This window comes from Streptomyces sp. PTY087I2, from assembly GCF_001687325.1.
GTDB lineage: Bacteria > Actinomycetota > Actinomycetes > Streptomycetales > Streptomycetaceae > Streptomyces.
Genome location: NZ_LZRD01000028.1, coordinates 1 through 17471, shown reverse-complemented (window position 1 = coordinate 17471; position 17471 = coordinate 1). Strand labels below are relative to the sequence as shown.

17 protein-coding genes are annotated in these 17471 nt (G+C 70.7%); 9 read left to right on the top strand and 8 right to left on the bottom strand.

Annotated elements, in window-relative coordinates; translation table 11 throughout:
* Window positions 1–104: 104 nt before the first annotated feature.
* On the top strand, window positions 105–533 hold the full coding sequence (gene sodX / locus A3Q37_RS27970) for a nickel-type superoxide dismutase maturation protease (protein ID WP_065488642.1): 429 nt from the start codon (window positions 105–107) through the stop codon (window positions 531–533).
* Here sodX and A3Q37_RS27965 read toward each other — a convergent pair.
* Complete coding sequence (locus A3Q37_RS27965) at window positions 446–1066, bottom strand: ABATE domain-containing protein (RefSeq protein WP_065488503.1); 621 nt, start codon at window positions 1064–1066, stop codon at window positions 446–448. The two genes, sodX and A3Q37_RS27965, sit on opposite strands and share 88 nt — an antisense overlap.
* 100 nt (window positions 1067–1166) lie before the next feature.
* Between A3Q37_RS27965 and A3Q37_RS27960 the strand changes: the two genes are divergently transcribed.
* Entirely contained in the window at window positions 1167–1928 is a 762-nt protein-coding gene (locus A3Q37_RS27960) for a trans-aconitate 2-methyltransferase (protein WP_065488501.1), read from the top strand.
* A 66-nt stretch (window positions 1929–1994) separates the two neighbouring features.
* Here the strand turns inward: A3Q37_RS27960 and A3Q37_RS27955 are convergent, their stop codons facing one another.
* Genes A3Q37_RS27955 through A3Q37_RS27945 form a run of 3 tightly spaced genes read right to left on the bottom strand, consistent with a single transcriptional unit; the run spans window position 1995 to window position 4715 of the window.
* Window positions 1995–2759: an amino acid ABC transporter ATP-binding protein gene (locus A3Q37_RS27955; protein WP_079138021.1), complete on the bottom strand. Its 765-nt coding sequence runs from the start codon at window positions 2757–2759 to the stop codon at window positions 1995–1997.
* Window positions 2756–3724, bottom strand: a complete 969-nt coding sequence (locus A3Q37_RS27950; RefSeq protein WP_065488497.1) for an amino acid ABC transporter permease — start codon at window positions 3722–3724, stop codon at window positions 2756–2758. Before A3Q37_RS27950 ends, A3Q37_RS27955 begins: the two co-directional genes overlap by 4 nt.
* Window positions 3725–3752: 28 nt before the next feature.
* Window positions 3753–4715: an ABC transporter substrate-binding protein gene (locus A3Q37_RS27945; RefSeq protein WP_065488495.1), complete on the bottom strand. Its 963-nt coding sequence runs from the start codon at window positions 4713–4715 to the stop codon at window positions 3753–3755.
* A 523-nt stretch (window positions 4716–5238) separates the two neighbouring features.
* Between A3Q37_RS27945 and A3Q37_RS27940 the strand changes: the two genes are divergently transcribed.
* The 6 genes from A3Q37_RS27940 (at window position 5239) to A3Q37_RS27915 (ending at window position 10711) form a co-directional block, all read left to right on the top strand.
* The gene (locus A3Q37_RS27940; RefSeq protein ID WP_065488492.1) at window positions 5239–6492 is read left to right on the top strand and encodes an NADP-dependent malic enzyme; all 1254 of its coding nucleotides are present in this window, start codon (window positions 5239–5241) and stop codon (window positions 6490–6492) included.
* A 392-nt stretch (window positions 6493–6884) separates the two neighbouring features.
* On the top strand, window positions 6885–7853 hold the full coding sequence (locus tag A3Q37_RS27935; RefSeq protein ID WP_065488491.1) for a zinc-binding dehydrogenase: 969 nt from the start codon (window positions 6885–6887) through the stop codon (window positions 7851–7853).
* 88 nt (window positions 7854–7941) lie between these two features.
* Window positions 7942–9351, top strand: a complete 1410-nt coding sequence (locus tag A3Q37_RS27930) for a cellulase family glycosylhydrolase (protein WP_065488489.1) — start codon at window positions 7942–7944, stop codon at window positions 9349–9351.
* Entirely contained in the window at window positions 9329–9868 is a 540-nt protein-coding gene (locus A3Q37_RS27925) for a GNAT family N-acetyltransferase (protein WP_065488487.1), read from the top strand. The genes A3Q37_RS27930 and A3Q37_RS27925 overlap by 23 nt, the downstream gene beginning before the upstream one ends.
* Window positions 9869–9899: 31 nt before the next feature.
* Window positions 9900–10109 carry a helix-turn-helix domain-containing protein gene (locus A3Q37_RS27920; protein WP_064068547.1) on the top strand — a complete coding sequence of 70 codons (210 nt, stop codon included), beginning with the start codon at window positions 9900–9902 and terminating at the stop codon, window positions 10107–10109.
* Window positions 10109–10711 carry a Clp protease N-terminal domain-containing protein gene (locus A3Q37_RS27915; protein ID WP_065488485.1) on the top strand — a complete coding sequence of 201 codons (603 nt, stop codon included), beginning with the start codon at window positions 10109–10111 and terminating at the stop codon, window positions 10709–10711. The genes A3Q37_RS27920 and A3Q37_RS27915 overlap by 1 nt, the downstream gene beginning before the upstream one ends.
* Before the next feature lie 12 nt (window positions 10712–10723).
* Here A3Q37_RS27915 and A3Q37_RS27910 read toward each other — a convergent pair whose 3' ends face one another.
* Both A3Q37_RS27910 and A3Q37_RS27905 read right to left on the bottom strand, forming a co-directional pair.
* Complete coding sequence (locus A3Q37_RS27910) at window positions 10724–11785, bottom strand: PadR family transcriptional regulator (protein WP_065488483.1); 1062 nt, start codon at window positions 11783–11785, stop codon at window positions 10724–10726.
* 1 nt (window position 11786) lies between these two features.
* Window positions 11787–12644 carry a DUF4097 family beta strand repeat-containing protein gene (locus A3Q37_RS27905; RefSeq protein WP_065488477.1) on the bottom strand — a complete coding sequence of 286 codons (858 nt, stop codon included), beginning with the start codon at window positions 12642–12644 and terminating at the stop codon, window positions 11787–11789.
* Window positions 12645–12807: 163 nt separating this feature from the next.
* Between A3Q37_RS27905 and A3Q37_RS27900 the strand changes: the two genes are divergently transcribed.
* The gene (locus A3Q37_RS27900; protein ID WP_065488475.1) at window positions 12808–13638 is read left to right on the top strand and encodes a hypothetical protein; all 831 of its coding nucleotides are present in this window, start codon (window positions 12808–12810) and stop codon (window positions 13636–13638) included.
* Window positions 13639–13653: 15 nt separating this feature from the next.
* Here the strand turns inward: A3Q37_RS27900 and A3Q37_RS27895 are convergent, their stop codons facing one another.
* Both A3Q37_RS27895 and A3Q37_RS27890 read right to left on the bottom strand, forming a co-directional pair.
* Entirely contained in the window at window positions 13654–13839 is a 186-nt protein-coding gene (locus tag A3Q37_RS27895; RefSeq protein ID WP_010061466.1) for a DUF6104 family protein, read from the bottom strand.
* A 90-nt stretch (window positions 13840–13929) separates the two neighbouring features.
* The coding region (locus tag A3Q37_RS27890; protein WP_065488467.1) for a multifunctional oxoglutarate decarboxylase/oxoglutarate dehydrogenase thiamine pyrophosphate-binding subunit/dihydrolipoyllysine-residue succinyltransferase subunit at window positions 13930–17471 on the bottom strand (3542 nt) is incomplete at its 5' end.

The window sequence follows — 17471 nt, the reverse complement described above, 5'->3', positions numbered from 1 at the left end:
AAAAGTCCGGTGTGAGAATCGGGCCGTCGGCCGAATGTACGGGGCGGTCCGCGGAAGGGTGTCCTACGGGACGGTGTACGGAGGAGGAGCGGGCGGTGGCGCAGATGCCGGAGCGGCGACAGGTGTCCGGGGGCGGGCGGGTGACGCGGCGTCCGTTGCGGGTGGTGGAGGTGACGGGGCCTTCGATGGTGCCCACGCTCTACCACGGTGATCTGCTGCTCGTGCAGTACGGCGTGGCCGTGCGCCCCGGTGACGTGGTCATCCTGCGGCACCCCTTCCAGCAGGACCTGCTGGTGGTGAAGCGGGCCGTCGAGCGGCGGCCCGGTGGGTGGTGGGTGCGGGGCGACAACACGTTCGCGGGCGGGGACAGCACGGATTACGGGGTCGTGCCCGAGGAGCTCGTGCTGGCCCGGGTGCGGGCCCGCTACCGGCCCCTGGCGAAGGGTCAGCGGTCGGTGACGGCGGTGCTGGGCTGGGCGGTCTCCGCGCTGCGGCCGGTGCGTTCGGCCTCCTCGCGTTTGCGGGCCCGGTAGGCGGCCACGTTCGCCCGGGTCGCGCAGCGGTCCGAGCAGTAGCGCCGGGAGCGGTTGGTGGACGTGTCCAGGTAGGCGTTGCGGCAGGGTGCCGCCTCGCACAGGCCCAGCCGGTCCACGCCGTGCCCGGTGAGATGGAAGGCCAGGCCCATCGCCGCGATGGCCGCGTAGCCCGCGGTCGCGTTCGACGGGTGGTCGGCCAGATGCATGTGCCAGTCCGGCCTGCCGTCCTCGTCCCGGAAGTCGTGCCCCGAGATCTGCGGGCTCACCGGGAACTCCAGCAGCAGCGAGTTCAGCAGGTCGACCGCGAGCGTCTCGTCCCCGTCGTCGGCCGCCTCGAAGACCGCGCGCAGCCGTGCCCGTACGGAACGGAACCGGGTCACGTCCGCCTCCGCCGCCCGCCGCGCCGCCTGCCGGCTGACGCCGAACAGCTCCCGGACCGCCTCCACGGAGGTGAGCGTGTCCTTGTTGCGGGCCGGCTCCTCGGTGTTGACCAGGCGCACGGCATAGTCCGAGTAAGAGGCCAGTTCCACTTGTAGTCCTTACGGCGTCGGGCTAGAGTCTGGGCATCGACCAGTGTAATGGTCGATCTAGGTTGATGGGCATTACAGCGGGCTTGATGCGGAGGTTGACGTGACGGAGACGGCTACAGGCACCGACTGGCAGTCCTGGCAGGAGAGCTGGGACCGGCAGCAGGAGTGGTACATGCCCGACCGTGAGGAGCGGTTCCGGGTGATGCTGGACATGGTCGAGGCGGTCGTCGGGCCACGACCGCGGGTCCTCGACCTCGCGTGCGGTACGGGAAGTATTACGGACCGGCTCCTCAAGCGGTTCCCGGACGCCACGAGTACCGGCGTCGATCTCGACCCCGCGCTCCTGACCATCGCCCGCGGCACCTTCGAGGGCGACGACCGGGTCACCTTCGTCACCGCCGACCTCAAGGACCCGGACTGGACCGGGCGGCTGCCCCACACCTCGTACGACGCCGTCCTCACCGCCACCGCCCTGCACTGGCTGCACAGCGAGCCGCTCGCCGTGCTGTACGGGCAGCTCGGCGGGCTCGTCCGGGACGGCGGGGTCTTCATGAACGCCGACCGCACCATCGACCCGGCCACCCCGCGCATCAACGCCGCCGAGCGCGCCCACCGGCACGCCGCGATGGACCGCGCCAAGGCCGCGGGCGCCCTGGACTGGGCCGAGTGGTGGGCCGTCGCCGCCAAGGACCCCGTCCTCGCCGCACCCACCGCCGAGCGGTTCGCGATCTACGGCGAGCACGCGGACGGCGACATGCCCTCCGCCGACTGGCACGCCCGTACGCTCATCGCCTCCGGTTTCGGTGAGGCCCGAACGGTCTGGGCTTCGCCGTCGGACAGCCTCGTCCTCGCGGTGAAGTAGGCCGCGCGCGAGCAAAAAAGAGGGCGGTACGGACCCGTGTCCGTACCGCCCTCCCGTATGCGCGCCCTACAGCACCTTCGACAGGAACGACTTCGTCCGGTCGTGCTGCGGGTTGGTCAGCACCTCGCGCGGGTGGCCCGACTCGACCACCACGCCGTCGTCCATGAAGACCAGCGCGTCGCCCACCTCGCGGGCGAAGCCCATCTCGTGGGTGACGACGATCATCGTCATGCCGTCCTCGGCGAGGCCCCGCATGACATCCAGGACGTCGCCGACCAGCTCGGGGTCGAGCGCGGAGGTCGGCTCGTCGAAGAGCATCAGCTTCGGCTCCATCGCCAGCGCGCGGGCGATCGCCACGCGCTGCTGCTGGCCGCCGGAGAGCTGCGAGGGGTAGTTCTTCGCCTTGTCGCCGAGGCCCACCCGGTCCAGCAGCTTCTCGGCGCGGGCCCGGGCCACGGCCTTGGCCTCGCCCTTGACCTGGATCGGCGCCTCCATGACGTTCTCCAGCGCCGTCATGTGCGGAAACAGGTTGAAGCGCTGGAAGACCATGCCGATGTCACGGCGCTGGAGGGCGACCTCGCTGTCCCGCAGCTCGTAGAGCTTGTCGCCCTTCTGCCGGTAGCCGACCAGTTCGCCGTCGACCGAGAGCCGGCCGGCGTTGATCTTCTCCAGGTGGTTGATGCACCGCAGGAAGGTCGACTTGCCGGAGCCGGACGGGCCGATCAGGCAGAACACCTCACGCGGGGCGACCTCCAGGTCGATGCCCTTGAGAATGTGGGCGGCGCCGAAGGACTTGTGGACGCCCTCGGCCTTCACCATGGGAGTGGTCATGAGGAGACACCTCCGGAGGGCCGGTTGCTGAACGCGGCGAGGTTGACCTTGACGCGCTGCCACGGGGTGAGCGGCAGCGAACGCAGCGAGCCGCGGGCGAAGCGGCGCTCCAGGTAATACTGGCCGACGCTGAACACGCTGGTCATCACGATGTACCAGATGGACGCGACGAACAGCATCTCCATCACCGCGTACGACGTGGAGCCGATCTGCGAGGTGGAGCGGAGCAGTTCGTTGTACGTGACCGCGTAGACGAGCGACGAGGTCTTCAGCATGTTGATGAACTCGTTGCCGGTCGGCGGGATGATCACCCGCAGCGCCTGCGGGAGGACCACACGGCGCATGGTCTTCGCCTGGGTCATGCCCAGCGCGTGCGAGGCCTCCGTCTGGCCCTCGTCGACCGACTGGATGCCCGCGCGGCAGATCTCCGCCATGTAGGCGGCCTCGTTCAGCGCGAGCCCCAGCAGGGCGCACATGAACGGGGTCATGACGTCCGTCATCTCGTCCTTGTAGATGAACGGGATGTTCAGGACCGGGAAGATCAGCGCCAGGTTGAACCAGAGCAGCAGCTGTACGTAGACCGGGGTGCCGCGGAAGAACCAGATGTACAGCCAGGCCACCCAGCTGGTGACCGGGTTCTTCGACAGCCGCATCACGGCGAGCACGACGCCGAGGATCACGCCGAGGACCATCGCGAGGACGCTGATCATCAGGGTACGGCCCGCACCGGCGACGACGTTGCTGTCGAACAGCTTGTCGCCGACGGCCTGCCACTGGATGTTGCCCTGCGAGAAGGCGTATCCGAGGGCGACCAGGAGGCCGATCACCACGACGCCGCTGATCCAACGGCCGACATGGCGGACAGGAATGGCCTTGATGTTCTCCGGGGCCGTGGTGGCGCCCTTGGAGACGGACACCTGGCCGGCCGGTGAGGCGGCGGGTGTCTTGTCGAACTTGTCAGTCATCGTGACTGCCCTTCGGTGAAGCGTCCGGTCACTTGCCGCCGTTGATGGCGGCCTTGTCGATCGCTCCGGTACCGGCGCCCCACTTGTCGAGCACCTTCTGGTACGAACCGTCCGCGATGATCGCGTCGACGGCCTCCTTCAGGGCGTCGCGCAGACCGGTGTTGGTCTTCTTGACGGCGATGCCGAACGGGCCGGCGTCGACCTGCTCGCCCACGACCTCGAACGCGTTGCCGCCGTCGGCCTTGCGGGCCAGGTCGACCGCGACCGGGTAGTCGTTGACACCGGCGACCGCACCGCCGGACTTCACGCGGGTCTGGGCCTCGGTGTCGTTCTCGAACGACTCGATCGTGATGGCCTTCTCGCCGCCGTCCGTACAGGCCTTCGACTGCTTCTTGAGGGCCTCCTCGTACGTGGTGCCGCGCTGCACCGCCGCGCGCTTCCCGCACAGGTCCTCGATGGACTTGATGTTCTGCGGGTTGCCCTTCTTCGTGTACACGGCCGTACCGGCGAGGAAGTAGTCGACGAAGTCGACGCCCTCGCCCAGCTTCTTGCCGGAGTCGTCCAGACCCTCCTGGCGCTGCTTGTTGTCCGTGATCGACGACATCGCGATGTCGTGGCGGCCGGAGTTCAGGGCGGTGATGAGGCCGTCGAAGCTGCCGGAGGTGAACTCGAACTTCACGCCGAGCTGCTTGCCGAGCGCTTCGGCCAGATCGGGGTCGACACCCACGATCTTCCCGTTCTCCACGGACTCCATCGGGGCGTACTCGGCATTCGTGCCGACCTTGATCACACCCGACTTCCGGTACTTCTCCGGCAGCTTCGAGAAGAGCGGGGCGCCGGCCTTGCTGGCGGTGCTGTCGCCGCTCCCCGAGGACGCGCTGTCGGTCTGGTCGCCACAGGCGGTGAGCAGCAGGGAGCCGGCGACCGCGATGGCGCCGACCGCCGCGATCCGGGACTTGGCGGTCTTACGACGCATGATGCTTGCGGTCATGTCGGGATCCTCCGGCAGGTGAGGGTGAGGTGCTGGTGGGGCGGCTTGGCACGCACCTTCGAGTGTCGCCACCTCGTGTGAACGGCATCCTGCCATTCGGACTGGCCCATTCAGGGGTCCCGCCATGTCAAAATCGGATAACGGGCGACCCCCGAACATCAACGGCCGGTACCTCGGGACCGGACCTTCTATGGGGATTCCATCCTCTCGCCGGAGAATCTTCGGCACGTCTCGACTGGTGGACGGCATTTATACCGGTTTGCCGACTTGTCCAGATATTCGACTATGAGTCACGTCACCGCGTCGATATGGACTCGTCCGTAACACCGTTCGTCCGGTAAGAAAGACGTTTACACCCCTCATCCGGGGCCCAGGGCGCGTGTGCGGCGCGCCCGCGCGTACGTACCTCTCCCTGCCCGGGCGGGCCAACCGCCCGGCGCGGGGCACGTACGCGGTGCCCGCCCACCCCTCCTCAACCAGGAGTGGCCACCCTCAAACGATGAAGACTTAAGGGGTCAACACCATGGCAGCGGAGATCGTCAATCCTCGCAGCGACAGCACCATCGACAGCGCCACCGACCGTGGCATCGAGCGTACGAGCGCGGCGGACACCGGGGCCGACGAGCCCTTCGATCCGGCCTTCGCCCTTCACCGGGGCGGGAAGATGGCCGTGCAGGCCACCGTCCCGATCCGGGACAAGGACGACCTTTCCCTGGCGTACACGCCCGGAGTGGCGAAAGTGTGCAGCGCCATTGCCGACAACCCCGAGCTCGTCCACGACTACACCTGGAAGTCCCAGGTCGTGGCCGTCGTGACGGACGGCACCGCCGTGCTCGGCCTCGGTGACATCGGGCCCGAGGCGTCCCTCCCCGTGATGGAGGGCAAGGCCATCCTCTTCAAGCAGTTCGGCGGCGTCGACGCGGTGCCGATCGCGCTCGCGACCACCGACGCCGACGAGATCGTCGACACCGTCGTCCGGCTCGCCCCCTCCTTCGGCGGGGTCAACCTGGAGGACATCTCGGCGCCCCGCTGCTTCGAGATCGAGCGCAAGCTCCAGGAGCGGCTGGACATCCCGGTCTTCCACGACGACCAGCACGGCACCGCGGTCGTCACCCTGGCCGCCCTGCGTAACGCCGCGAAGCTCTCCGGGCGGACGCTCGGCGATCTGCGCGGCGTCATCTCCGGTGCGGGCGCGGCGGGCGTGGCCATCGCCAAGTTCCTGCTGGAGGCGGGGATCGGCGACATCGCGGTGGCCGACCGCAAGGGCATCGTCAGCCGCGACCGCGACGACCTCACCGACGTCAAGCGCGAGCTGGCTGAGCTGACGAACCGGGCGGGGATCTCCGGCTCCCTGGAGCAGGCGCTCGCCGGTGCGGACGTCTTCATCGGCGTCTCCGGCGGTACGGTGCCGGAGGCGGCGGTGGCGTCGATGGCGCCCGGTGCGTACGTCTTCGCCATGGCCAACCCGAATCCGGAGGTCCACCCGGAGGTCGCGCACAAGTACGCGGCCGTCGTGGCGACCGGGCGGTCCGACTTCCCGAACCAGATCAACAACGTGCTGGCGTTCCCGGGGATCTTCGCGGGTGCGCTCCAGGTGCGGGCCTCGCGGATCACGGAGGGCATGAAGATCGCGGCGGCGAATGCGCTGGCGGATGTCGTGGGCGACGAGCTGGCGGCGGATTACGTGATCCCGTCCCCGTTCGACGAGCGGGTCGCGCCTGCTGTCACGGCTGCCGTGGCTGCGGCGGCGCGGGCGGAGGGGGTGGCTCGGCGCTGAGGTTGTTGCCGAGCGATGCGTAATGGGCGGGGCCTGTACTTGTACGGGCCCCGCCCGTTTTCGCTTTCCGGCCTTGCCCGCGCGGCGAGTGAGGCCCGCACCACCAGCCCTGCGGTGTTTGGGCCCGCACACCTTGCCCGCGCGGCGAGTGAGGCCTGCACTACCAGCCCTGCGGTGTTTGAGGCCCGCACTTCCAGCCCCTCCGGCGATTGAGGAGCGGGGTCCGGGGCAGCGCCCCGGGGGCTCCGCCCCCAGACCCCCGCTGCTCAATCGCCGCAGGGGCTTATTGGTTCGGGCCCCCGCTCCTCAATCGCCGGAGGGGCTGGGTTTGTTGGTGTGCGTCACACGTGGAGGCTGTTTCGTGGGCGGCGCGCCCCGCCTATCGTCAAGCCATGTTCGCCGCCTACGCAGCCCGCATCGACCCCGACCACCCCCTCGACGGCCTTGAGCTGGGTGGGCGCCCCGCCCCGCAGACCCGTCCCGGGTGGTCCACCGTCACCGTCCGGGCAGCCTCCCTCAACCACCACGACCTCTGGTCCCTGCGTGGCGTCGGCCTCTCGCAGGACCGGCTGCCGATGATCCTCGGCTGCGACGCGGCCGGCGTCGACCAGGACGGCAACGAGGTCGTCCTGCACTCCGTCATCGGGCAGTCCGGGCACGGCGTCGGGCCGAAGGAGCCGCGCTCCATCCTCACCGAGCGCTACCAGGGCACCTTCGCCGAGCAGGTCACCGTCCCCACCTGGAACGTCCTGCCCAAGCCGAAGGAGCTCAGCTTCGCCGAGGCCGCCTGCCTGCCCACCGCCTGGCTCACCGCGTACCGGATGCTGTTCACCAACGCCGGGGTGCGGCCCGGAGATTCCGTGCTCGTCCAGGGCGCCGGCGGCGGGGTCGCCACCGCCGCGATCGTGCTCGGGAAGGCCGCCGGGCTGCGGGTCTTCGCCACCAGCCGGGACAAGGCCAAGCGCGAGCGGGCGGTCGAACTCGGCGCTCTGGAGGCGTACGAGCCCGGCGCCCGGCTCCCGCAGCGCGTGGACGCCGTCATCGAGACCGTGGGCGCCGCCACCTGGTCCCACTCCGTGAAGTCGCTGCGCCCCGGCGGCACCCTCGTCATCTCCGGGGCCACCAGCGGCGACCGGCCCTCGCACGCCGAGCTGACCCGGATCTTCTTCCTGGAGCTGAAGGTCGTCGGCTCCACCATGGGGTCCAAGGACGAGCTGGAGGACCTGCTCGCGTTCTGCGCCGCCACCGGCGTGCGCCCGGTCATCGACGAGGTGCTGCCGCTGGACCGGGCCCGGGAGGGGTTCCAGCGGCTGGAGTCCGGCGACCTGTTCGGGAAGATCGTGCTCACGCCGACCTCCTAGGTTCGTCAAAAACTCCTCCGCCACTCATACTTGAACATCTCTCAGCTTTGCTGATGGGATGCCGCCCATGCGAATGGGCAGAGCACTCATGGCACTTGTCGTCGCGTCCGTGCTCGCGGTGGGGGCCCTCGCCCCCGCCGCCTCGGCGCGCCCCGCACCCGTGGCCTCGTACGAACGCGCCATCCCGCCCCTCACCGACGACCAGGGCCGCACCCTCACCCTGCGCGGCTGGAACGTCGAGGACAAGGCGAACCGCGGCGAGGACGCGCTCAGCGCCATCACCGAACGCCACTTCCGCGACCTGCGCGCCAACGGCTTCAACTTCGCCCGGCTGCTGGTCTTCTGGGACGATCTGGAGCCCCGGCGCGGCCAGTACAGCGCGCGCTACCTCCGTAAGATCGAGCGCATCCTCGACTGGGCCCGCAAGCACCGCGTCCACGTCCTCATCGACGCCCACCAGGACGTCTTCGGGCCCGCGTTCGGGCACCGGGGCATCCCGGAATGGGCCACCAGGACCGACGGGCTGCCGTTCACCCCGAACCCCGACGACTGGTTCTCCGAGTACTTCCAGCCCGCCGTGCAGCGGGCCTTCACCCACCTCTACGAGGACCCCGACCTCCAGCGCGCCCAGGCCGCCATGTGGCAGGTCCTCGCCGACCGGTTCGGCCGCCATCCCGCCGTCATCGGCTACGACCTGATCAACGAGCCCATGGGGGAGCTGCGCCCCGGCGAGGACCTGCCGACCGCCGCCCGCCGTATCGAGGCCCAGCACCTCACCCCGATGTACAACCGGCTCGCCCGCGCCATCCGCGCCGAGGACCGCTCCACCTGGATCTTCGTCGAGCCGACCCCCATCGTGGGGGAGGGCGTCCCCACCGGGCTCGGCCGGATCCATGACCGCCGGACCGTGTACGCCCCGCACTTCTACAACACCGCCATGGAGGCGGGCGCCGACTACGACCCGGACGCCGGCTGGATCGAGGCGTACGAGGCCGCCGTCACCGCCTACCCGGCCCGGTACGGGATGCCCGTGGTCGTCGGCGAGTGGGGGCCGCTCAACAACGCCCTCCCCAACATGGGCCGCTTCTACCGCGAGGCCGTCGCCTCCCTGAACCGCTACAGCTCCGGCTGGGCGGGGTACGTCTGGTGCTACGGCGGTGGCTACTGCGCCGTCGACGAGCGCGGCCGCTTCCGTACGAACAAGGAGCAGACCGCCACCCCGTACGCCCCGGCCGTCGCGGGAACCGTCCGCTCCGACACGTACGACGCGGGCACCCGCACCTACCGCCTCGCCTACCGGGCCGCCGCCCGCCCCGGGGTGACGGAGCTGTCCCTGCCGCCCACGCCCCGGGGCTGGCGTGTCACCGCCACCGGACGTGCTCATGTCCTCGGCCCCTCGTCGCGCGGCGGACGGCCGGTCGTTCTCGCGTGGCCCGGGAGCGAGGTCGTCGTGACCGTGCGGGAAGCTGGCCCGTATGGACGAACTGACCACCCCTGAAGGGTTTCTGCTGCGCCCCTGGCTGCCCGACGACGCCTCCGCCGTGCTCCGCGCCTTCGCCCCGGCCGAGATGGACCGCCAGACGGACCGGCCCGTCGACGACCGATCCGGGGCGCTGGTCTGGATCGCGGAACGCGCGCGCGAACGGGGGGCGCGCACCGGCTACTCCTGGGCCGTCGTGGGCGAGGGCGGCGAGGCGCTGGGCTGTGTGGCGCTCAACGTCGTCAACCGGACGCACGACAGCGGCTGGGTCTCCTACTGGACCACCGAGTCCGCCCGTGGCCGGGGTGTCGCCCCGGCCGGCGTGCGGGCGCTCGCACGCTGGGCCTTCGACGAGCTCGGGCTGTACCGGCTGGAGCTGGGGCACCGCACCGACAACGTCGCCTCCTGCCGGGTCGCGACCCGGTCCGGATTCGCGCCCGAGGGCATCGAGCGGGCCAAGCTGCGGTACGGGAAGGTCCGGTACGACGTCGAGCGGCACGCCCGCCTCGCCGACGATGTTGTCAACTTTGATTGACGAGCGAGAGGTGTCAATGTAGGTTGACATCATGACCGAAGCAACGGATCTGGCCGCGCGCGCCGGTGACCGCGACCCGCGCGTCGGGCTGCGGGCGGTGGCCGCGCTGCGACGGCTGCTGGAGCAGCTCGAAGCCGTACAAGTCAGAAGCGCCCGGGCTCAGGGCTGGTCGTGGCAGGAGATCGCCGCCGAGCTGGGCGTCAGCCGGCAGGCCGTGCACAAGAAGTACGGGAGGCGTTGATGTTCGAGCGATTCACCCGAGGGGCCCGCGCGACCGTGAAGGGAGCCGCCGCCCGGGCCGAGCGGGCCGGGGCCGGCTCGGTCACCGAGGAACACCTGCTGCTCGCGCTGCTGGAACAGGAGGGCGGCCGGGCCGCGTTCGCCGCCACCGCCCTCGGCCTCCACGACCGCCGCGCCTCCCTGGAGGCATCCTTCGCCGAGGCCCGCCGCCGCGGCGGCCTGACCAGGGCCGACACCGATGCCCTCGCCGGTATCGGGATCGACGTCGGCGCGATCGTGTCCCAGGTCGAGGGAGTCCACGGCGAAGGGGCCCTGGACGCCGACCGCCGCGGCCGCCGGTGGTGGTCGTCCGGGCACCGCCCCTTCACCCCGGGCGCGAAGACCGTCCTGGAGAACTCGCTCCGGGTGGCCCTCGGCCGCGGCGACCGGTTCATCGGCGAGGAACACCTGCTCCTCGCCCTCACCGCGAAGCCGGGAGTCGTCGCCGACGTCCTCGCCGAGCACGGTGCGACGTACACGGCCGTGCGGCGCGCGCTGTACGGCTCCGATGCCGATGGGCGCGACGGCGGCGCAGCGGGCCAGGGGCACGCCCAGGCCGGGTGAGGGGATCCCCTCTCAGGCCTGCTTGCTGTCCCCGTCCCCGTCCTCCGCCGTCAGCAGCGCCTCGATCCGTGCCGCCGCCTCGCCCAGGTGGCGGCGGGCCTCCGCGAGCCGGGGCTCCGTCACCCCGTGATCGCGCGCCGTGTCCCGGACGCCGTCGCGGAACCGGTCCAGCAGGCGGTCCAGATCGCGCACCGGGTCGCCGGTCGTCGGCACGTCCTGCCCCCAGTCCGCGCCGGGTGCCGGGTCCTGGACGGGCGGGGCCGCCTCCGGCTCGGGCTTGCCGAACGGGGGCCACGTGCCGGACCGGGCGAAGCCGCCGAGCTGGCCGGTGATCTCCGCGAGACCTTCCCGTACGCCGGAGGGCCAGTCGCCCCGGGCGAAGTGCTCCTGCACCTGACGGGCGGCGGCCTGCATCTGCTCCCGCGCCTTCTCCTGGGCCTCCTTGGCCTGGCGGCGGGCCTGCTGGGCGTCCTCGCGGGCGCGCCGGGACTCGTCCTTCGCCCGGCGGGCCTGCTCCTTCCACTCCTGCTTGGCCCGGCGCAGCTCCTCCTTCGCCGTCCGCCACGCCTCGCTGTCGCCGAGGTCGCCCAGACCGCCGAAGTCCCCGAAGTCGCCGAAGGGGGAGGAGGGTTCGCCCTTCCCCTTCGCCTTTCCGGTCCCGGTCCCCGGTCCCGCCTTCGTACCGTGCCGGGACTCCGATGCCGCCGCCCGCATGTCGCTGCGGAGCCGGCCCGCCGCGCCCCGCACGTCGTCGCGTATCTCGGCGGCCAGCTCGGAGAGCGAATCGCGGATCTCCAGCTCCAGATCGGCCAGTTCGCCGCTGCGGCCCGCCAGCTCCTCGCGGCCCGCGTCGGTGATCGAGTAGACCTTGCGGCCGCCCTCGGTGGCGTGGGTGACCAGGCCCTCGGCCTCCAGCTTGGCCAGCCGCGGGTAGACCGTGCCGGCGGACGGGGCGTAGAGGCCCTGGAAGCGCTCCTCCAGCAGGCGGATGATCTCGTAACCGTGGCGCGGGGCCTCGTCCAGAAGCTTGAGGAGATACAGGCGCAGGCGGCCGTGGGCGAATACGGGGGGCATGTCAGAGAACCTTTCCGGTCGGCTCGGCGGCGTACGCGTCGTCCTCGGCGGGTGGCCTGCGCAGGAGGGCGATCGAACCGGACACGGTCGTCGCCCGCAGGGTCCCCGTCCCGGCGCCCAGCGTGCCGGTGATCTTCTTCGCGCCCCAGTGCCCGCCGACCCGCAGGTCCTCGAAGGCGTTGGAGACGGCCCCGCTCGCGGTGTTCGCCTCGACCTTGGCGTCCGCCGGGTGCGGCAGCCGGATCGCGATCTCGCCGGACACCGTGGTCAGCCGGATGTCCGTGGGCTTCCCGGACGGGTCGACGTCCAGCACCATGTCCCCGCTGACCGACTCGGCCCGGACCGAGGCCCCCGCCCCGTCGATCACCGTCAGATCGCCGGCCACGGACTGGAAGCGCAGGTCCCCCGTGACGCTCTGCGCCTCCAGGCTGCCCGACACCGACTCCCCGCGCACCGCGCCCGTCAGCCCGACGAGCGTGGAGTCGCCCGTGATGCCGCGGACCTCCGTACGGCCGCTGATGCCGGAGACGACGGCCCCGGCGCCGATCACGCCGACCTCGACCGAGGCCGCGGCGGGCACGACGAGCGAGACGACGGCGCTGCGGCGGCGGCCCTTGGGGTCGAGCCAGCGCAGAAGGTCCTGCCAGGGCAGATCCTCGTACGCCACGGTGAGCCGGCCGTCCTCCTGGGTCACGATCAGCGGCGGCCCCTCGATCGAGGAGACCTCCAGCCGGGCGCCCGGCTCGTCGGTCCCGACCACGTTGACCGTGCCGTCGACGATACGCACCTGGAGCGCCGCCACCGGATCGTCGAAGGTGAGCTTCCGAGGCTCATCGATGGTCCATGTCGACACAGGCATGGATGTGACCTCCCGGGAAGCGTGGCAACGCAACATATCGCGTCTCGTTGAGAACACGATATATCGCGGATGGGGGAAGTCAAGGGATGTCGTCTCCCGGCGGCGGTCAGCACAATGCCTGCAACGCGATCAAATGCGGGCAAATTGCCCTAGCGTATGAGCCATGAACGCGACATCCACCGGGGCTCTCCTGCTGTGCCGGGCCGACCCCGAGACCGTACGGCCGCTCGCCCACCTGCTGCGCGAGCAGATGCTGCTGGTCCGCGCGGGTGAGGAGTGGAGTGTGCTGGTCCCGGAGGGGAAGCCCTGGCGGGCCGGGGGAGCGGGGCAGGACGCCGAGCCGGTCGACCGGGTCCTCGGCGGCTGGGCCACCGCGCTCGCCGTCGGCTCCACCTGGCCGGTGCTCGCCCTGTGGTGGGACGCGGACCGGGCCGGATACACCCTCGCCGCGGGATTCCGCCGGCCCGTGGGCTACGTCTGGCTGACCGACGGCACCCCGGTGGGCGAGGACGAGGCCATGCGGACCTTCGCCGCCCGGCTCGGCCTCGACCCGGTGCTCGACGTACAGGCGCTGGAGGAGCTGACCCGCCCCGATCCGGAGACGGACGCGGAAGCCCGGCTGCGCGGACTGCTCGCCGTCCTCACCGGCACCGGACTGACCCTGCCCGCCGGACTCTCCCCGGGCGAGAGCGCCGACCGGCTGCGCAGCGTCGCGGCGGTGCAGCGCCAGGTGGACCGTGTCGAGTGGGCCGGCTGGCGCGATGCCGTACGGGTCGAACTGGACGCGGTCGAGAACAGCCGGGTCGGCCCGTGGGTACGCGGGCCCCGGGCCCGGGCCGTCGCCGCCGTCCAGCTCGCGGCCGGGCTTCCGCTCCTGCTGTGGGGCGCGCGACGCCGCAGCGGCGGCTGGGCGGCGGCCGGGGCGGTGCTGCTGGCGCAGGGCGCGCTGGGACTCGCGTACGAGCGGGCCAGGGCGGGCGCCGAAAGCCAGTAGAGCGGGACCGGGACCTTACTCGTCCTCGTCGTCCTCGTCGTCCAGCCGGGCCAGCCAGGTCGCGAGGCGCTCGACGGGCACCTCGAAGTCGGGGTTGAGGTCGACGAACGTCCGCAGCTGCTCGGCGAGCCACTCGAAGGTGACCTCCTCCTCGCCGCGCCGCTTCTCCAGTTCCTCGATGCCACGGTCCGTGAAGTACATGGGAGAAGGATATCCAGCGGGGAAACGCCGGGGACCCGGCCCCGCGACAAGCGCGGAACCGGGTCCCCGGGGTGTTCAGCCGCGTGGTCCTCAGGCCTCGAAGACCTCGTTGACCAGCTGCGTCTGCTCCGCCTGGTGACGCTTGGCCGAGCCGACCGCCGGGGACGAGCCGTGCGGCCGCGAGATGCGGCGCAGGCGCTCGCCGTGCGGCACGTCCGAGCCGACCGCGAGGTCCAGGTGGTCGATCAGGTTGAGCGCGATGAACGGCCACGCACCCTGGTTCGCCGGCTCCTCCTGCGCCCACAGGTACTTCTCGGCGTTCGGGTACTTCGCGATCTCGGCCTGGATCTCCGCACCCGGCAGCGGGTACAGCCGCTCCAACCGGATGATCGCGGTCTCCTTGTCGCCGCGCTTCTCCCGCTCGGCGTCCAGGTCGTAGAAGAGCTTGCCCGAGACGAAGACGACCTTGCGGACGTCCTCCGCCTTGACGCTGTCGTCGCCGATCACCGGGCGGAAGCCGCCGGAGGTGAACTCCTCGATGGACGAGGCCGCCGCCTTCAGACGCAGCATCGACTTCGGGGTGAAGACGATGAGCGGCTTGTGGTGCGGGTTGTGCACCTGCCAGCGCAGCAGGTGGAAGTAGTTCGACGGCAGGGTCGGCATCGCGACCGTCATGTTGTCCTGCGCGCACATCTGGAGGAAGCGCTCCGGGCGGGCGGACGAGTGGTCCGGGCCCTGGCCCTCGTAGCCGTGCGGCAGGAGCAGCGTGACGCCGGAGGTCTGGCCCCACTTCTGCTCGGCCGAGGAGATGAACTCGTCCACGACGGTCTGCGCGCCGTTGACGAAGTCACCGAACTGGGCCTCCCAGATGACCAGCGACTCCGGGCGGGCCAGCGAGTAGCCGTACTCGAAGCCCATCGCCGCGTACTCGCTGAGCAGCGAGTCGTAGACGTTGTACCGGGCCTGGTCGTCCGCCAGGTACAGCAGCGGGGTGTAGTCCTCGCCGGTGACCTGGTCGACCAGGACCGCGTGGCGCTGGCCGAACGTGCCGCGGCGGCTGTCCTGGCCGGCGAGCCGGACCGGGGTGCCCTCCATCAGCAGCGAACCGATGGCCAGGGTCTCGCCCATGCCCCAGTCGATCGTGCCGTTCTCCACCGAGGCCGCGCGACGCTGCATCTGCGGCATCAGACGGGGGTGGACGGTGATCGACTCGGGGATGTTGACCTGGGACTCGGCGATCCGCTTCACGACCTCGGCGGAGACCGCGGTCTCCACGCCGACCGGGAAGGCGGCCTGCGGCTCCGGGACGTGCGGCGACGCCGGCTGCGAGGTGGCCTCGCGGACCTCGGCGAACACCTTCTCCAGCTGACCCTGGAAGTCCTGGAGCGCCTGCTCCGCCTCTTCCAGCGTGATGTCGCCGCGACCGATGAGGGACTCGGTGTAGAGCTTGCGCACCGAGCGCTTCTTGTCGATCAGCGTGTACATCTGCGGGTTGGTGAACTCCGGGTTGTCGCCCTCGTTGTGACCGCGGCGGCGGTAGCAGATGAGGTCGATCACGACGTCCTTGTTGAACGCCTGCCGGAACTCGAAGGCGAGCCGCGCGACGCGGACCACGGCCTCCGGGTCATCGCCGTTGACGTGGATGATCGGCGCCTCGATCATGCGCGCCACGTCGGTGGCGTACATCGAGGAGCGCGAGGACTCCGGGGCGGCGGTGAAGCCGACCTGGTTGTTGATCACCACGTGCACGGTGCCGCCGGTGCGGTAGCCGCGCAGCTGCGACATGTTGAGCGTCTCGGCGACGACGCCCTGGCCCGCGAAGGCCGCGTCGCCGTGGAGCGCGACCGGCAGGACCGTGAAGTCCGTGCCGCCCTTGTTGATGATGTCCTGCTTGGCGCGGGCGATGCCCTCCAGGACCGGGTCGACCGCCTCCAGGTGCGAGGGGTTGGCGGCCAGCGAGACCTTGATCTGCTCGCCGTCCAGACCGGTGAAGGTGCCCTCGGCGCCCAGGTGGTACTTGACGTCGCCGGAGCCGTGCATCGAGCGCGGGTCGAGGTTGCCCTCGAACTCGCGGAAGATCTGCGCGTACGACTTGCCGACGATGTTCGCCAGGACGTTCAGCCGGCCGCGGTGGGCCATGCCGATGACGACCTCGTCGAGGCGGGCCTCGGCGGCGGAGTCGATGACGGCGTCGAGCAGCGGGATGACGGACTCGCCGCCCTCCAGCGAGAACCGCTTCTGGCCGACGTACTTCGTCTGGAGGAACGTCTCGAACGCCTCCGCGGCGTTCAGCCGGCGCAGGATGCGCAGCTGCTCCTCGCGCTCGGGCTTCGGGCGCGGGCGCTCGACCCGGTCCTGGAGCCACTTGCGCTGCTTCGGGTCCTGGATGTGCATGAACTCGATGCCGGTGGTGCGGCAGTACGACTCACGCAGCACGCCGAGGATGTCGCGGAGCTTCATCATCGTCTTGCCGGCGAACCCGCCGACCGCGAAGTCCCGCTCCAGGTCCCACAGGGTGAGGCCGTGCTCGGTGATGTCCAGGTCGGGGTGCTTGCGCTGGTGGTACTCCAGCGGGTCGGTGTCGGCCATGACGTGGCCGCGGACCCGGTAGGAGTGGATCAGCTCGAAGACCCGCGCGGCCTTGGTGACGTCGTCGTCGTGCGAGGCGTCGATGTCCTTGAGCCAGCGGACCGGCTCGTAGGGGATGCGCAGCGCCTTGAAGATCTCGTCGTAGAACTCGTTCTCGCCGAGCAGCAGCTGGGACAGGACGCGCAGGAACTCGCCGGAGGCGGCGCCCTGGATGACCCGGTGGTCGTAGGTCGACGTGAGCGTCATGACCTTCGAGATGCCGAGCTTGTTGAGGGTGTCCTGCGAGGTGCCCTGGAACTCCGCCGGGTAGTCCATCGCGCCGACGCCCATGATGAGGCCCTGACCGGGCATCAGGCGGGGCACCGAGTGGACGGTGCCGATGCCGCCGGGGTTGGTCAGCGAGGCGGTGACACCGGTGAAGTCGTCCATGCCGAGCTTGCCGATGCGGGCGCGCCGGACGATGTCCTCGTACGCCTGCCAGAACTCGAAGAAGTTGAGCGTCTCGGCCTTCTTGATGGCCGCGACGACCAGCTGGCGGTCGCCGTTCGGCTTCACCAGGTCGATGGCCAGACCCAGGTTGACGTGCTCCGGCTTGACCAGGGTCGGCTTGCCGTCCTTCTCCGCGAAGGAGTAGTTCATCGACGGCATGGCCTTGAGGGCCTGCACCATCGCGTACCCGATGAGGTGCGTGAAGGAGATCTTCCCGCCGCGGGCGCGCTTGAGGTGGTTGTTGATGACGATGCGGTTGTCGAAGAGCAGCTTCACCGGGACCGCGCGGACGGACGTGGCCGTCGGCAGCTCCAGCGAGGCGTTCATGTTCTTCGCGACGGCGGCCGAGGGGCCGCGCAGCGTCACGTACTCCGGGCCGGCCGGGGCCTCGGTGGACTCGTCGGCCTTGGCCTTCGGCTTGGCGGGCGCGGCGGCGGGCTTGGCGGCAGCGGGCTTCGCCGGGGCGGGGGCGGTCTTCGCCGGAGCCGGAGCCGCCGGGGCGGCCTTGGCCGGGGCCGGCTGCGCGGGTGCGGCGGGTGCGGCCTTCGCCGGGG

Coding starts and splice junctions, on each gene's coding strand:
- A3Q37_RS27945 (WP_065488495.1), bottom strand. CDS start 4,715: ATGACCGCAAGCATCATGCGTCGTAAGACCGCCAAGTCCCGGATCGCG.
- A3Q37_RS27920 (WP_064068547.1), top strand. CDS start 9,900: ATGACCGAAGCAACGGATCTGGCCGCGCGCGCCGGTGACCGCGACCCG.
- sodX (WP_065488642.1), top strand. CDS start 105: ATGCCGGAGCGGCGACAGGTGTCCGGGGGCGGGCGGGTGACGCGGCGT.
- A3Q37_RS27950 (WP_065488497.1), bottom strand. CDS start 3,724: ATGACTGACAAGTTCGACAAGACACCCGCCGCCTCACCGGCCGGCCAG.
- A3Q37_RS27910 (WP_065488483.1), bottom strand. CDS start 11,785: ATGCCCCCCGTATTCGCCCACGGCCGCCTGCGCCTGTATCTCCTCAAG.
- A3Q37_RS27935 (WP_065488491.1), top strand. CDS start 6,885: ATGTTCGCCGCCTACGCAGCCCGCATCGACCCCGACCACCCCCTCGAC.
- A3Q37_RS27955 (WP_079138021.1), bottom strand. CDS start 2,759: ATGACCACTCCCATGGTGAAGGCCGAGGGCGTCCACAAGTCCTTCGGC.
- A3Q37_RS27930 (WP_065488489.1), top strand. CDS start 7,942: ATGGCACTTGTCGTCGCGTCCGTGCTCGCGGTGGGGGCCCTCGCCCCC.
- A3Q37_RS27915 (WP_065488485.1), top strand. CDS start 10,109: ATGTTCGAGCGATTCACCCGAGGGGCCCGCGCGACCGTGAAGGGAGCC.
- A3Q37_RS27905 (WP_065488477.1), bottom strand. CDS start 12,644: ATGCCTGTGTCGACATGGACCATCGATGAGCCTCGGAAGCTCACCTTC.
- A3Q37_RS27895 (WP_010061466.1), bottom strand. CDS start 13,839: ATGTACTTCACGGACCGTGGCATCGAGGAACTGGAGAAGCGGCGCGGC.
- A3Q37_RS27900 (WP_065488475.1), top strand. CDS start 12,808: ATGAACGCGACATCCACCGGGGCTCTCCTGCTGTGCCGGGCCGACCCC.
- A3Q37_RS27940 (WP_065488492.1), top strand. CDS start 5,239: ATGGCAGCGGAGATCGTCAATCCTCGCAGCGACAGCACCATCGACAGC.
- A3Q37_RS27925 (WP_065488487.1), top strand. CDS start 9,329: ATGGACGAACTGACCACCCCTGAAGGGTTTCTGCTGCGCCCCTGGCTG.